Below are 13,660 nucleotides of genomic sequence, written 5' to 3' on the forward strand. Positions count from 1 at the left end.
GCGGCGAGGTGCTGCTCGAGGCCAGCGACCTGGCGCGCCACTTCGATGTCTCCAGGCCCTGGCTCAACCGGGTGCTGGAGCGCGCCGAGAAGCTGACGCTGAAGGCGGTGGACGGCGTGAGCCTGACCATCCGCCGCGGCGAGACCGTCGCCCTGGTGGGCGAGTCCGGCTGCGGCAAGTCCACCGTGGCGCGGTTGATCGTCGGGCTCTACGGCCTGACCCGCGGCCGGCTGGTCTTCGATGGCCAGGACATCAGCGACCTGGCCGGGCGCTCGGGCCGCCAGTCGGCGGCGATCCGCCAGCGCTTCCAGATGATCTTCCAGGACCCCTACGCCAGCCTCAATCCGCTGTGGCGGGTGGGTACCATCATCGGCGAGCCGCTGCGCTTCTTCCGCCCCGAGATGAGCGGCGTGGACCGGCGCCGCCGGGTGGGCGAGCTGCTCGAGCAGGTGGGCATGTCGGCGGCAGACGCGCTGCGCTATCCCCATGAGTTCTCCGGCGGCCAGCGCCAGCGCATCTCCATCGCCCGCGCCTTGGCCAACGAACCGGAGTTCATGGTCTGCGACGAGCCCACCTCGGCGCTGGACGTCTCGGTGCAGGCGCAGATCCTCAACCTGATGAAGGACCTGCAGCAGCAGTACGGGCTCACCTACCTTTTCATCAGCCATGACATGGCGGTGGTCAAGCACATGGCCGACCGCATCGCGGTGATGTACCTGGGGCGCATCGCCGAGATCGCTCCCGCCGACCAGTTGTTCGCCACGCCCCACCATCCCTATTCGCGGATGCTGCTGGCGGCGGTGCCGTCGCTGGAGGGCGAGGGTCGCGAGCGCACCATGATCGAGGGCGAGGTGCCCAACCCGGTGCACCCGCCCTCGGGCTGTGCCTTCCACCCGCGCTGCCCCCATGCCAACGAGCGCTGCCGGGCCGAGGTGCCGGCGCTGATCGCCAGAAGCGATGGCAGCGAGGTGGCCTGCCACGCGGTAGAGGAGGGGCGTATCGACTGAAGTGTCCCTGACAAATGTGAAAGAGAGGAAAACCGCCCCTTTTCCTGGCTTCTCGCCCTGTACAGGGGGGCATTCACGTTCATAATGCATGTACGAGACGTTGCCGTTCGTAACGGCACGCAGGGGACTTGAGAAGGAACGCATTATGGTGACCGCAGCGATCACTCGGCTACGGGGGCAGCTTGTCGGCGCAATGCTGCTGGTGGCGTGCCTCGGCATCGTCATGAGCAGCACGGCACAGGCCAATCCGCGCTACGCCGCCATCGTGGTCGATGTCGAGAGCGGCGAAGTGCTGCATGCCGCCAATGCCGACGAGACCCGCTATCCGGCGTCACTGACCAAGATGATGACGCTCTACCTGCTCTTCGAGCGGCTGGAGCGGGGAGAGCTGCGTCTCGATTCGCCGCTTCAGGTTTCCTCCTATGCGGCCTCCAAGCAGGCGTCCAAGCTCTACGTGAAGGCCGGTTCGACCCTGCCCGTGGAGACCGCCATCCAGGCACTGGTGATCCGCTCCGCCAACGATGTGGCGGTGGTGGTGGCCGAGGCGCTGGGTGGCAACGAGGCGAACTTCGGTCGCATGATGACCGACAAGGCGCGACAGCTGGGGATGCATCACACCACCTTTCGCAACCCCAATGGCCTGCCGGATGCCGCTCAGACCACGACGGCCCGTGACATGGCGACCCTGTCAATCCGGCTGATGCAGGACTTTCCCCAGTACTATCACTATTTCTCCCAGACCCGCTTCACCTGGAATGGCCAGACCATCACCGGTCACAACCGTCTGCTCGGTAGCTACCCCGGAGCGGATGGCATGAAGACCGGCTTCATCCGCGCCTCGGGCTTCAACGTGGCCACCTCGGCGGTACGCAATGGCCGCCGCCTGGTCTCGGTGGTGATGGGGGGCTTCACCGCCGCCTCGCGGGATACCCACATGGCCGACCTGCTCGACCGCGGCTTCGTGCGCGCTTCGCTCTATGGTCGCGGCGACTGGGTCGCCCAGGCGGACTTCTCCGGCGATCGCATGAGCATGGAGGGCGCACCTGCGGCGGTTCCCGTGACGCCGGCCCGTCAGTCCGAGCTGCAGATGGCCAGCCGCTCGGCGCCCGAGCCCGTTCGTCAGCTGGCCAGCCTGCCGGTGCCGGAGCCGCTGCCCTCGGCTCGGCCCTCGCTGCCGCAGACCGCCCAGGGCTCCGCCAACGACCCGATCCGCGAGCTGATGACCCGTGCGGAGCCCTCCGCCGCCCAGCGCAGCGAGACCCTGCATCGGCTCGAGCCGGTGGGGTCAAGCGCCAGCTGGGGCGTGCAGGTCGGCGCCTTCTCCAATCCCGACAATGCGCGCCAGCACGCCAGCCGCGCCGCCGACCGGCTCAGCCAGGATCTCTTCAATGCCCGGGTGGATATCGACGAGGTGATGGGCTCCCAGGCCATCTTCCGCGCCCGACTGGTCAACCTCGATGAGAACCAGGCCTATCGGGCCTGTCGCAGCCTGGCCAGCGAGGGCATGGACTGCATGGTGATCAACGCGAGCTTCTGAGAGCCCTTCAGCACGGCCTTGTCGTCCGCCGGCAGAGCCGCTAGCCTCCCAGGACAACCACCCCGCCGGCCTCTGGTCGGCGGGGTGGTGTCTTTGGGCCAGCCTCAGGGTCGACAGGGAGGGGATATGTCACCGTCATTCAAGGGGATCGGCTTCATGTGCCTCGGCGTGCTCTGCCTGGCCATCGGTGACGCCATCGCCAAGTGGCTGGGCGAGGTGCATTCGCCGCTGCAGATCATCTTCTTCCGGACCCTGGTCTCGCTGCCGATGATCGCCGCGCTGGCCCACTTCGGCGGAGGCCTGCGCAAGCTGCGTACCCGGCGCCCCGGGGTGCACCTGCTGCGCGGGCTGATCTACACCGGGACCATGTTCTGCTTCGTGCTCGGCCTGACCCTGCTGCCCCTGGCCGAGGCCACCGCCATCGCCTTCGTGGCGCCGCTGTTCGTCACCCTGCTCTCGGTGCCGCTGCTCGGGGAGCGCATCGAGGGGCCGGTGCTGGTGGCGTCTCTGGTGGGCTTCCTGGGGGTGCTGATCGTGGTGCGTCCCGGAGGGGCGGCCTTCGACCCCGGCGCCCTGGCGCTGATCGGCGCGGCAGTCTTCTATGCGCTGATGATGATCACCGCGCGGCGCTGGGGGGCCAGCGAGCACCTCTGGGCCATGGTCTTCTACATGACCTTGGTGCCGTTCCTGCTGACCGCCCTGGCGCTGCCCTGGGTGTGGCAGACGCCCCATCCCTGGCACTGGCTGGCCTTCATGGGCTCGGGGCTGTTCGGCGTGGGGGCCACCGCCTTCATCACCCTGGCCTTCCGCCATGCCCCGGCGGCCATCGCCGCGCCCTTCGACTACAGCGCCATGCTCTGGGCGGTGCTGCTGGGCTGGTGGTTCTGGGGCGAGATGCCGGATATCTGGGTCTTCGTCGGCAGCGCCCTGATCATCGGCAGCGGCCTGGCCATCGCCTACCGTGAGGGCCGCACGACCCTCAAGCGCCGCCCGACCTCCTGACAGGGCTCAGACGAAGAAGTCGCGGGCCGCGGCCTCCGGGTCGGAGCGGCCGCAGATCGCCGAGATCACCGCCAGGCCCCCGGCGCCGGCCTGGCGCACCGCCATCACGTGCTCGGCCTTGAGCCCGCCGATGGCCACCGCCGGCAGGGGGCTGGCCGCCACCAGTGCGGCCAGCCCCGCGAAGCCCAGCGGCTCGGCGTGGTCCTGCTTGCTGGGGGTGGCGAACACCGGTCCCAGCCCCAGGTAATCGAGCCGCTCGGCGTCGACCCGGGCGAGCTGCCCCGGGGTCTGCACCGAGAGGCCGAGCAGGGCGCGCTCGGCCAGCGCCGCGCGGGCGGCGGCCACCTCGCCGTCGTCCTGGCCGATATGCAGGCCGTCGGCGCCGCTCTCCACGGCCACCGCCAGGCGGTCGTTGATGATCAGCGGCACGCCGCTGCCGGCCAGGGCTGCCTTGAGCCGGCGCGCCTGGTCGATCATCTCGCCATCGCTGGCGTGCTTGTCGCGCAGCTGTACCACCGTCACCCCGCCGCGCACCGCGGCCACCACGGTCTCTATCAGGCCTTGCTCGGCGCACAGGCCGGGGTCGGTGACGAGATACAGGGATAGATCAAGTCGCATCGGTCATCTCCAGTCGCAGGCGACCCTCGAGGGTGTCGTCATCCAGGGCATGCAGGGCGTCGAGGAAGGCCACGGCGAAGCTTCCCGGGCCCCTGGCGCTCTCGCCGGCGAGCTCCCCTGCCGCGGCGTAGCAGGCCAGCGCCGCCACGGTCGCCTCGAAGGGATCCTCGGCGCCCACCAGAAAGGCGGCCACCACGCCGGTGAGCGAGCAGCCCAGGGTGGTCACCTTCGGCATCAGCGGGTGGCCGCCGGCCAGGTGTGCCAGACGCCGGCCATCGGTGACGCGATCCACCTCGCCGGTCACCGCCACTACGCCGCCGATGCGCCGGGCCAGGCGCACGGCGGCCTGCTCGGCGGCCTCGGCCGGGTCGCTGCTGTCGACGCCGCGCCCGCCGGCCCCGCGGGCCTCCAGGGCGATGATCTCCGAGGCGTTGCCGCGGATCACCGTGGGCAGTCGCTCCAGCAGTCGCGCGCCGGTCTCCCGGCGGTAGGCGGTGGCGCCCACCGCCACCGGGTCCAGCACCCAGGGCTTGCCGGTCAGGCGGGCCGCTTCGGCGGCCTCGTGCATGGCCTCCACCCAGTGGGGCGAGAGAGTGCCGATATTGACCGTCAGGGCGTCGGCGATGGCGGTGAACTCCGCGGCCTCCTCCCGGGCGTGGACCATGGCCGGCGAGGCGCCGATGGCCAGCAGCACGTTGGCCATGGTGTTCATGGCCACCAGGTTGGTGATGTTGTGGATCAGCGGGGCGCGCTCGCGCACCCGTGTCAGGTGGGCGGCGACATCCAGCGAGGGGGTAAGGGGGGTGAGCATGGGGCCTCCCGGGCGCGGGAGGTGCAGTCAGGCGAGCGCCGGGCTGCACGACTCCCTCCGCCGGCATGATCCGGGTCAGGTTCGAAGGGTGCCTCTCAGCCGCGCGGGTCTTGCTGCGCGGCGCCCCTGTCGTCATCGCCTCACTATCCCCGTCGGCCGCGCCGCTGTAAAGCCCGGCCTCAGCCCAGCAGGTGGAGGCCCACCAGGGTGATCAGGCTGGCCAGCACCAGGCTGTTGGAGGCCTCCAGTGACTCCTCGCCCCGCCACGGTTCGGGGCCCAGCAGGACGGTCGTCGCGGCCCCCAGGGCGACCAGGCCCATGGGCAGCTCCAGGGGATCCAGGCCGGCCGCCAGCACGCCCAGGGCCAGCAGCGCCAGGCCGGCGAGCAGCAGCGGCAGGATGGCGCGGTTTTCGATGGTGGGCGTGGCATCGGGTAACATCGTTGTGCTCCGGGTCATGGTGTCGCCTCGCGTCAGGGATCTGTCATCACATTCGACTGTGGCGCCCCTTCCTTAAGGATGGCTTACGGCGCCATGACCGGAGTGTGACGCCGTCGTTGCGGATTGAGCGGCTGGGCCACCGGTATCGCCGGCGGCCCGCCTCGCTTTCCCTGCTTGGCTAGGGACGCCGCGGTAGCGTCGCCACGGCGCGCAGCCCGCCGCCGGGAGCCTCCGCCAGGGCGAGGCTGCCGCCATGGCGGGCCAGCAGGCGTTCCACGATGGAGAGCCCCAGGCCGGCGCCGGCCCCGGCACCCGCGCGATGGAAGCGCTCGGTGACGCGCTCGCGCTGCGTGGCGGGAATCCCCGGGCCCTGGTCGTCCACGCTCAGTATCAGCCGGGCGTCGTTGGCCGCCAGGGTCACCGTCACCCGGCTCCCGTCAGGGGTGTAGCGCAGGGCGTTGCCGACCAGGTTCTGCACCAGGGTGCCGATGGCGCCCGGCTCGGCCGCCAGCCGCCAGTCGCCCCCCTCCTCGGCGGCGAGCTCCAGTGTCTGGCCGCGCTCCACCGCCAGCGGCGAGAGCTCGGCCAGCGCCTCGCGCACCTCGGCCAGCAGGTCGCAGGCGACCCGGGCGCCCGCCCCCTGCTCCTCCGCCTCGGGCTCCAGGCGCGCCAGGGTCAGCAGCTGGCTGACCAGCCGGGTGGCCCGGGCCACGCCGCTGCGCAGCTCCTCCAACGCCTCGCGACGGTCGTCGGGGTCCTCGGCGGCCAGGGCGTTCTGGGCGTGCAGGTCGAGCACCGCCAATGGGGTGCGCAACTCGTGGGCGGCATCGGCGATGAAGCGCTTCTCGCGCACTCGCAGCCGGCGGAGGCGCTCCAGCAGCCGATTCAGGGCGCCGACGATGGTGTCCAGCTCCCGGGGCAGGGGGTGCATCACCAGCGGCTGCAGGTTGTGGGGATCGCGCTGGCGGATCGCCGCCGCCAGCCGCGACAGCGGGCGCAGCCCCCGGCCGGTGGCCCACCACAGCAGCAGCGCCAGCAGCGGCAGGCCGACCAGGTCCGGCAGCAGGGTGCGCAGGGCCACGGCGCGGGTCAGCTCGCCGCGCACATCGTCGCGCTCGGCGACCATGATGCGCCGCGACGACTCGGCCACGTCCAGCACATAGACCCGCCAGTCGTGGTCCGCCACCCGGCTGCTGGCATAGCCGGGTGGCGCCCCGGTGAAGGGGGCCGTCGGGGCGCTGGCCGAGCGCAGTAGCAGCCGCTCCCCCTCCCACAGCTGGAAAGCCAGCCTGCTCTCGTAGCGGTGGCCGGGAAGGTCCTTGTCCGATTGCTCGGCGCGCGCCAGGGCGCTCTCCAGGCTGGCCAGCAGCGCCTCGCGCTGCTCCTCCGGCAGCGGCGCCTGGATCAGCCCCTCCAGCAGGCGGGCGTTCTGGGCCAGGCTGGCGTCGTAGAGCTCCTCGATCTCGTGGGCGGCGTAGCGGTAGCTGACCAGGCCGATGGCCAGCATGCTGGCCCCGAACACCAGCAGCACCAGCCCCAGGGTGCGGCGGCGGATGGAGGTCACGCCTCGGCCTCCCGGGGGGCTCGGTCCATCACATAGCCGATGCCGCGCACCGTGCGGATCAGCGCGGGAGAGAGCTTGCGACGCAGGTGGTGGACATGCACCTCGATGGCGTTGCTCTCCACGTCCTCCTCCCAGCCGTAGACCAGCCGGGTCAGGGTGTCGCGGGTGAAGACCCGCCCCGGGTGGCCCATGAACTCCTGGAGCAGGGTGAACTCGCGGCGCGACAGCGGGACCGCCTCGCCGCGGTAGCACACCTCCCGGCTGGCGGGGTCGAGGCGGATGCCCCGGCACTCCAGCAGCGGGCTCGCCTGGCCCTGGCTGCGGCGCAACAGAGCGCGCAGGCGGGCCTTGAGCTCGGCGACCTCGAAGGGCTTGACCAGGTAGTCGTCGGCACCGGCATCCAGCCCGGCGATCCGGTCGTCCACGGCGTCACGGGCGGTCAGCACCAGCACCGGCACCCGGTTGCCGCCGCGCCGCGCGCCCTCCAGCACCCGCATGCCATCGAGCCCGGGCAGGCCCAGGTCGAGGATCACCGCGTCGAAGGGCTCATTGCCCTGCAGGGCGGCCAGCGCCAAGGCGCCATCGGCGAGGTGGTCCACGGTGTAGTGCTCGGGCTTGAGGGCCAGGCGGATGCCCGAGGCCAGGCTCGGGTCATCCTCGACCAGCAGGATGCGCATCGGGTCGTCATTTCTCCAGTCGTGACAGCAGGTGGCGGACTTCCTCGCGGCGGCCGTCATCGGCGAGCTCGCGGCCGGGCCGGGGCGGCGCCTGCAGGGCCTTCTCCAGGGCCTGGCGCGCCTCGGTGTCGCGACCCTGCTGGTGCAGATAGTCGCCCCAGAAGTAGAGGCTGTCGAGCCCGTCGGGGTTGATGGCTAGCGCCCGCCTGAGGTGCCACTCGGCCTTGTCGTCGTCGCCGAAGCCGAGCGGCCAGCCCGGCACCTGGTAGTAGAGCGCCCCCAGGCTGGTGTAGGCGGAGCCCTCCAGCGCCAGCGGGTCCTGCGCCAGGGCGGCCTCCAGGTGGCGGCGGGCCTGCTTGACCAGGCCGAGCGCCCCCAGCCCGCCCTCGGCGCCGGCCTGGCTGGAGCGCACGATGCCGGCCCAGATCAGCCGCTCGGCGGAGTCGGGGTGGTCGGCCAGCTGACGTTCGGCCTCGTCCCCCAGCTCGGCCAGGGCCTTGGCCTGCTGGTCGTCGGGCAGCCGGTAGCGGATCTCGGCCCAGCGCGCCTGGAGCCGGACCACCGCCGGGTCCGTCAGGGTTTCGTCGTCCGCGGCCAGGGCGGCGATGGCGGAGAGGCCGCCGAGGCCGGCGACAAGCAGCACGGCGGCAAGGCGCAGGAGGGGAAGGCGAGCGAGTCGTCGAGCGTTCATGGCTTGGTCTCCGGGGTATCGAGGAAGCGGCGGATGACGGGGAGCTGGCGCGCCAGGGCGCGGTCGACCACCCCCGGCAGCAGGGCGTTGAGGCGCACGAAGAGGCGCTCCGGGCCGCCCAGCTGGGCCTCCTGACGGCCGCGTTCCACGGCGTGGCGCACCGCCTGGGCGACCCGGGCGGGGCTGTCCATGGCGTTGCCCAGGGCCGCGTTCATGGCCTCCACTTCGGGGGCGTTCATGGCGGTGCGGGTGGCCCGGGGCGAGACGTGCAGTACCCGCACCCGGGTGTCGGCGAGCTCCCGGCGCAGGGCCTGGCTGAAGCCGCGCAGGGCGAACTTGGTGGCGCAGTAGCCGACCTGGCCGGGGTAGCCCAGGGTGCCGAAGGTGGAGCCCAGGGTGATCACCCAGCCCTGGCGCGCCGCCATCAGCCGGGGGAGCAGGGCTCGGGTCAGCTGCAGGGTGGCGGTGAGGTTGAGGGTGATGAGCCGCTCGAGCTCGGCATCGGAGCCCTCGGTGAAGAGCGCCACCCGGTTCACCCCGGCGGCGTTGATCAGCATGGTGATGCCCGCCCGGTCCGCCGCGGCCACCAGCCGGGCGCGCGCCTCGGCGCGGGTCAGGTCGGCGGGCAGCGCGGTGACCTGGTCGGGGTGGCGGGCCGCTGCGGCCTCCAGGGCCTCCGCCCGTCGGCCGGTGATCAGCAGCCGGGCGCCGGCGGCGGCCAGTTCGTCCACCAGCGCCTGGCCGATGCCACCGCTGGCCCCGGTGATCAGCACCCGCTGGGCGGGCCAGCCCCCCTCCGGCAGCCGCGGGCGGCCGGCGAGGCGATCAAACCAGAGCATCGGAGAGCTCCCGGGCGGCGCTGCCGCCGGCACAGCTCGCCTCGATGCCGCGGAACATGGCGCCGTAGAGGCGGTAGACCAGTCGCGCGGTGTCGATCACCGCCGCCAGGTCAGGTTCCTCCAGGCGGTTCACCAGCCCCTCGAAGAAGGCCAGGTGGCCGATATCCAGGCTGCCGTGGGAGGTCAGGTAGCGCACCGCGTCGTCGGGCAGGCCGAGGCTCACCTGCAGCCGTTCGGCGGCCTGGGTGGCCAGCGCCGTGCTGGTGCCCTCCAGCACCTGGACCATGCCGAAGAAGCCCACCGGGTTGCCGTGCTCGATCGCGTCGCGCACGGCGGCCACCATCAGCCGGGTGGCAGAGTCCGCCGGGCGTGCCGCGGCCGCCTCGGGGTCACCGCCGGCGGCGCGGATGTCGTCGAGGATCCATTGCTCGTGGCCGTGCTCCTCCTCGATGTACTCCACCAGGGCGCCGCGCAGCCAGCCCAGCCGTTCCGGCAGGCGGGCGCCGCAGGCCATCATCAGCGGCACCGTGAAGCGCACGTGGTGGTAGGCCTGGCCGAGGAAGGCGAGGTACTCGCCACGGCTGACGCGGCCTTCCAGGGCGCGGGTCAGCAGTGGGGTGGCAAGCAGCCAGTCGCGTTCTTCGCGGGTGGCGTGCTGCAGTTGCTGGTAGGGGGTCATGGGGTCACTCCTTCGTGGGTGTCGAGCAGGTGGCAGGACGGGGAGGCGCACAGCCAGTCGCCATGGGCGGCGAGGATGGCGGCGCGACGCAGTCGGCCGTTGGCCGTCAGCTGGTGGTTATCGGGGGTGAACGGGGCGCTGCGCCGCCATTCGTGGACACGGGCGTAGTCGGGCAGGCCGGCGTTGGCCTCGGCCACCGCGGCGGCCAGGGCGTCGTCGTCGACCTCGGGCGAGGCGGGCACCAGCAGCGCGCGGTTGGCGGGCAGCGCCTCGCCGTGGACCAGGGCCTGGGCGATGGCGGGTCGGGCGCAGAGCTCGCCCTCCACCCACTGGGGGTCGACGTTGCGGCCGTAGGTAGTGATGAAGACCTCGCGGCGGCGGCCCTCCAGCACCAGAGCGTCGCCGTCCCAGCGCCCCAGGTCGCCGGTGGCGTGCCATGCTGAGGCGGGCGCCGGCTCACCCAGGTAGCCAAGCTGGGTGGCTCCACGGACCTGCACCTCGCCGTCGTCGGCCAGGCGCACCTCGGCATGGGTCAGCGGCCGGCCCACGCCGCGGGCGGGCTCGCCGGGGCGGTTGAGGCACACCACCGAGGCGCACTCCGAGAGGCCATAGCCCTCGAAGACGGGCCAGCCGCCGCGCCGGGCATGCGCCAGCAGGGTGTCGGCGACCCGCGCCCCGCCCACCGCCACGAAGCGCAGGCTTGTGGGGGCCTTCGGACGCGCCGCCACCAGCGCCTGGAGCAGCTGGGGCACCAGGATCAGGCTGTGGGGCCGGCAGGCGTCGAGGGTGGCCAGCGCCCGGCGCGGGTCAAAGCCGCTCGCTCCCTGCCAACCCAGCTCGGCGACCCCTGGCAGGCAGGCGGTAGCGCCTAGCCACAGCGGCACGTAGAGGCCGCCGATGTTTTCCAGCAGGGTGGCGAGCGGCAGCATCGCCAGGTGGCGCTCGATGCCAAGCCCCGCCAATGCCTCGGAGATGCTGGTGGCCACCGTGAGCGGTGCGGCGGCATCCAGGCAGACCCCCCTGGGGTGGCCGCTGGTGCCGGAGGTGAAGGTGATGCGGGTGGTGCCGGCATGCAGGGCCGGGGGGGCGGCGACGCACCGGGTGGCGATGGCCGGGTCCCGCGTGGCGGCGAAGCCAAGGGCCTCGCCGCCGGGGCCGATCCAGGCGTCCAGCCCGGCGGCATCCACCAGGTGGCGGCGCTGGGCAGCGCTGAAGAAGGCGGGCACCGGGACTGCCACCCGCTGGTCCTGAAGCAGCGCCAGGTCCCACAGCGCCCAGTCGACGCCGTTGTCCAGGGCCAGGGCGACCCGCCGGTTGCCGCAATCATGCAGGCGGCGCCGGCGCGCCTCGATCTCGCCCGGCAGCGCGGCGAAGGTGACCTGCCGGTGGCCCTCCTCCAGCGCGATGCCGGCCGGTCGCTCCTCGGCGTGGCGGACCAGCCGTGCGAGGAAGGCCTCAGGCGAGGTGCGCATGGGTCACCTCCGCCGCACGGGGAGGGAACGAGGGCAGCAGGCCGCGCTCTCTCAGCTCGCGATGGGCGCGGCGCAGGTCCCCGGCCATCACCCAGGGGCGGCGCTCGTAGTAGTGGCCCCAGCAGGCCCGCTCGTCGCCGAGGCATGCCGGGTCGGCGACCATCACCGGCTCGAGGGTGAGGCCCAGGCGGCGGATGCCGTTGGCCACCTCGGGGGTGGCGGTGAACAGCAGCCAGCCGATGCCCTCGCGGCCAAGCTGGTCCACCAGGTGCAGGAAGAGTGGGCGCTGCAGGCCGGGGCGGCGGCTCGCCAGGTTGCCGATCTCGGCGACCTGGTGACGGGCCACGGGGCGAGCGAAGCGCTCGGCCAGCAGGCGCTCGGCGGCGACGTCCAGGTAGCGCTCCTGGAACAGCGGGCCGCTCGCCGCCGAGCGCACCCCCACTGCGGCCAGGGGCTGGTCGCCCTGCCACAGGCCGAAGAGGCGTGGCAGCAGCTGGGTGATGGCGGCGCCATGCTCCTCGGCGAAGCGGCGGCGGATCAGGTGTTCCAGGCGGCGCCGCTGGGTCCAGTGCCGGGCCTCCCGCCAGTGCAGCGGCGAGGGGGTGGCCGTGGCCGGCAAGCAGGGCAGGTATCTCGGTTCAGGCATCGGGGCGTCTCCATGACGTGTCACCGACAGCCTGGCCCCGGCAGCTTAACGAAGGCTTAAGCGATTCGAGGGGCTTCCGAACGTACGGATGATTCAGGAGCTGGTCGGCAACCTGCTGGAGAATGCCCTGCGCTGGGCGGCCACCCGGGTGGTGCTGAGCGGCGGCGAGGAAGGGGACGAGTGCTGGCTCGAAGTGTCGGACGATGGTCCCGGCATGAGCGAGGTCCAGCGGCACCAGGCCATGGCGCGAGGGGTGCGGCTCGACGAGCAGGAGCCCGGCAGCGGCCTGGGCCTGGCCATCGTGGGCGATCTGGTGGCCCTGTACGGGGGGCGGTTCACGCTCGGGCGCGCAGCATTCGGCGGGTTGGCGGCCCGGGTCTGGCTGCCGGCGGGGCCCCTGTCGAAGGCTCAGGGCGCCGCGGCGGCGGCGCCCAGGAAGCGCTCCTGCCAATAGGCGATCTCCACCGGCGCCGTCTCGACCCGGCGGCCGCGGCCCGGGGCGTGGATCATCTGGCCGTCACCGCGGTAGATGCCCACGTGGCAGGGTGGGCATGCGGGGGTGCTCCGCAGAGTCGGACATGCCTCTACATTAGCCTCTGCCACATGACTCGGGAAGCCTCAGCGGAAGGCGATGCGGGTGCCATTGGCGAGCATCTCGTCCGGTGTCATCGCATGGCCCGGCACGCCGATCATCTCGTCGCCGCACTGGTCCGACCAGGTCAGCACGCCGTGGGTCAGGCCGATCCCGCCGAGCTGGTCGCGGATCTCACCGGTGCCGAGGAAGGTCAGGGTGTGCCCTGCGGGATCCGAGAGCTCCGAGACGCCGGTGCCATGGTGGAGGCGTACCGTGTAGATGCCATCCATGGATTCCACTTCGACGATGGGCGAGAAGCCCTGGGAGAGGGCGCGGGCCAGCTCCTTGAGGGTGATGTGGTCACTCAGCTGGTAGGCATGGGCAGACATGGGGAAATCTCCGGTCTCTGGGTGTTGGCGTTTTTGTACAGCAACTGTAGAACTAATTTGGCGATTTTGCCGCGATTATTTCGCGAGTCGAGCGATTTCTTTTATTTCGTTGAGATGTTGTACAAGATGTGTCCGCCATCACTGGAATTATTCCGCCGCTGTCCCCATGCTCAGGGGGAACATTCTCTTTTGCAGACAGGAGTTGCCCATGAGCTTCAAGGGTGAGCAGCACCCCGGCGTCCAGACCCCCACCGCCGACAGCGCAGGCTTTCGGCTCAATCACACCATGCTGCGGGTGAAGGATCCCGAGAAGGCACTGGCCTTCTATACCCGGGTGTTCGGCATGCGGGTGCTGCGCCGCCTCGACTTCGATGAGATGCAGTTCTCGCTCTACTTCCTGGCCAGGCTGGAGGAGGGTGACGCGGTGCCCGAAGAATCGGACGAGCGCACCGTCTGGACCTTCAGCCAGACGGGGCTGCTGGAGCTGACCCACAACTGGGGCACCGAGAACCAGGCCGACTTCGCCTACCACGACGGCAACGCCGAGCCCCAGGGCTTCGGCCACATCTGCTTCAGCGTGCCGGATCTGGAGGCCGCCGAGGCCTGGTTCGACGCCAACGGCGTCGAGTTCGTCAAGCGCGCCGATCAGGGCAAGATGAAGAACGTGGTGTTCGTGAAGGACGTCGACGGCTACTGGATCGAGGTGGTCCAGGC

16 protein-coding genes, 1 pseudogene and 1 riboswitch are annotated in these 13,660 nt (G+C 71.5%); of the genes and pseudogenes, 5 read left to right on the forward strand and 12 right to left on the reverse strand.

Features of this window, described 5'->3' with window-relative positions:
* The 3 genes from IBX53_RS11025 to IBX53_RS11035 all read left to right on the forward strand — a co-directional run.
* On the forward strand, positions 1-1,007 hold a 1,007-nt coding region (locus IBX53_RS11025), incomplete at its 5' end, for an ABC transporter ATP-binding protein (RefSeq protein WP_367171587.1).
* A 145-nt stretch (positions 1,008-1,152) separates the two neighbouring features.
* Positions 1,153-2,544, forward strand: coding sequence for a serine hydrolase (locus IBX53_RS11030; protein ID WP_290909128.1), 1,392 nt, complete (start codon positions 1,153-1,155; stop codon positions 2,542-2,544).
* A gap of 126 nt (positions 2,545-2,670) precedes the next feature.
* Positions 2,671-3,546: a DMT family transporter gene (locus tag IBX53_RS11035; protein ID WP_290909130.1), complete on the forward strand. Its 876-nt coding sequence runs from the start codon at positions 2,671-2,673 to the stop codon at positions 3,544-3,546.
* 6 nt (positions 3,547-3,552) lie between these two features.
* On the opposite strand, the gene thiE is transcribed toward IBX53_RS11035, so the two are convergent.
* The 10 genes from thiE to IBX53_RS11085 all read right to left on the reverse strand — a co-directional run bounded on the left by thiE (position 3,553) and on the right by IBX53_RS11085 (position 11,983).
* Complete coding sequence (thiE, locus tag IBX53_RS11040; RefSeq protein WP_290909132.1) at positions 3,553-4,164, reverse strand: thiamine phosphate synthase; 612 nt, start codon at positions 4,162-4,164, stop codon at positions 3,553-3,555.
* A complete protein-coding gene (gene thiM / locus IBX53_RS11045) occupies positions 4,154-4,975 on the reverse strand; it encodes a hydroxyethylthiazole kinase (protein WP_290909134.1) in 822 nt (273 codons plus the stop codon). The genes thiE and thiM overlap by 11 nt, the downstream gene beginning before the upstream one ends.
* A 35-nt stretch (positions 4,976-5,010) precedes the next feature.
* Positions 5,011-5,113, reverse strand: a riboswitch (TPP riboswitch).
* Between the two features lie 41 nt (positions 5,114-5,154).
* Positions 5,155-5,415 (reverse strand): hypothetical protein, encoded by a 261-nt coding sequence (locus IBX53_RS11050; protein ID WP_290909136.1) that lies wholly within the window; start codon positions 5,413-5,415, stop codon positions 5,155-5,157.
* 178 nt (positions 5,416-5,593) lie between these two features.
* Positions 5,594-6,979 carry an ATP-binding protein gene (locus IBX53_RS11055; RefSeq protein WP_290909138.1) on the reverse strand — a complete coding sequence of 462 codons (1,386 nt, stop codon included), beginning with the start codon at positions 6,977-6,979 and terminating at the stop codon, positions 5,594-5,596.
* Positions 6,976-7,656 carry a response regulator transcription factor gene (locus tag IBX53_RS11060; RefSeq protein WP_290909141.1) on the reverse strand — a complete coding sequence of 227 codons (681 nt, stop codon included), beginning with the start codon at positions 7,654-7,656 and terminating at the stop codon, positions 6,976-6,978. The genes IBX53_RS11055 and IBX53_RS11060 overlap by 4 nt, the downstream gene beginning before the upstream one ends.
* Before the next feature lie 7 nt (positions 7,657-7,663).
* Complete coding sequence (locus tag IBX53_RS11065) at positions 7,664-8,347, reverse strand: hypothetical protein (RefSeq protein WP_290909143.1); 684 nt, start codon at positions 8,345-8,347, stop codon at positions 7,664-7,666.
* A complete protein-coding gene (locus IBX53_RS11070) occupies positions 8,344-9,186 on the reverse strand; it encodes an SDR family oxidoreductase (RefSeq protein WP_290909145.1) in 843 nt (280 codons plus the stop codon). The genes IBX53_RS11065 and IBX53_RS11070 overlap by 4 nt, the downstream gene beginning before the upstream one ends.
* Positions 9,173-9,865 carry an iron-containing redox enzyme family protein gene (locus tag IBX53_RS11075; protein WP_290909148.1) on the reverse strand — a complete coding sequence of 231 codons (693 nt, stop codon included), beginning with the start codon at positions 9,863-9,865 and terminating at the stop codon, positions 9,173-9,175. Before IBX53_RS11075 ends, IBX53_RS11070 begins: the two co-directional genes overlap by 14 nt.
* The gene (locus IBX53_RS11080; RefSeq protein ID WP_290909150.1) at positions 9,862-11,337 is read right to left on the reverse strand and encodes an AMP-binding protein; all 1,476 of its coding nucleotides are present in this window, start codon (positions 11,335-11,337) and stop codon (positions 9,862-9,864) included. The genes IBX53_RS11075 and IBX53_RS11080 overlap by 4 nt, the downstream gene beginning before the upstream one ends.
* Positions 11,321-11,983 (reverse strand): thermostable hemolysin, encoded by a 663-nt coding sequence (locus IBX53_RS11085; protein ID WP_290909152.1) that lies wholly within the window; start codon positions 11,981-11,983, stop codon positions 11,321-11,323. The genes IBX53_RS11080 and IBX53_RS11085 overlap by 17 nt, the downstream gene beginning before the upstream one ends.
* Before the next feature lie 88 nt (positions 11,984-12,071).
* On the opposite strand from IBX53_RS11085, the gene IBX53_RS11090 reads away from it, so the two are divergent.
* On the forward strand, positions 12,072-12,437 hold the full coding sequence (locus IBX53_RS11090; RefSeq protein WP_290909154.1) for an ATP-binding protein: 366 nt from the start codon (positions 12,072-12,074) through the stop codon (positions 12,435-12,437).
* On the opposite strand, the pseudogene IBX53_RS11095 reads toward IBX53_RS11090, so the two are convergent.
* Positions 12,392-12,523 (reverse strand): annotated as a pseudogene (locus IBX53_RS11095) (NlpC/P60 family protein); the annotation flags it as partial. The gene IBX53_RS11090 and the pseudogene IBX53_RS11095 sit on opposite strands and share 46 nt — an antisense overlap.
* Before the next feature lie 78 nt (positions 12,524-12,601).
* A complete protein-coding gene (locus tag IBX53_RS11100) occupies positions 12,602-12,946 on the reverse strand; it encodes a hypothetical protein (protein WP_290909156.1) in 345 nt (114 codons plus the stop codon).
* A gap of 208 nt (positions 12,947-13,154) precedes the next feature.
* Between IBX53_RS11100 and gloA the strand changes: the two genes are divergently transcribed.
* Positions 13,155-13,660, forward strand: a 506-nt coding sequence (gene gloA / locus IBX53_RS11105; RefSeq protein WP_290909158.1) for a lactoylglutathione lyase, incomplete at its 3' end; no start/stop codon positions are given.

The sequence above is a fragment of the Halomonas sp. genome, assembly GCF_014859505.1.
In the GTDB taxonomy this organism is placed as follows: domain Bacteria; phylum Pseudomonadota; class Gammaproteobacteria; order Pseudomonadales; family Halomonadaceae; genus Halomonas.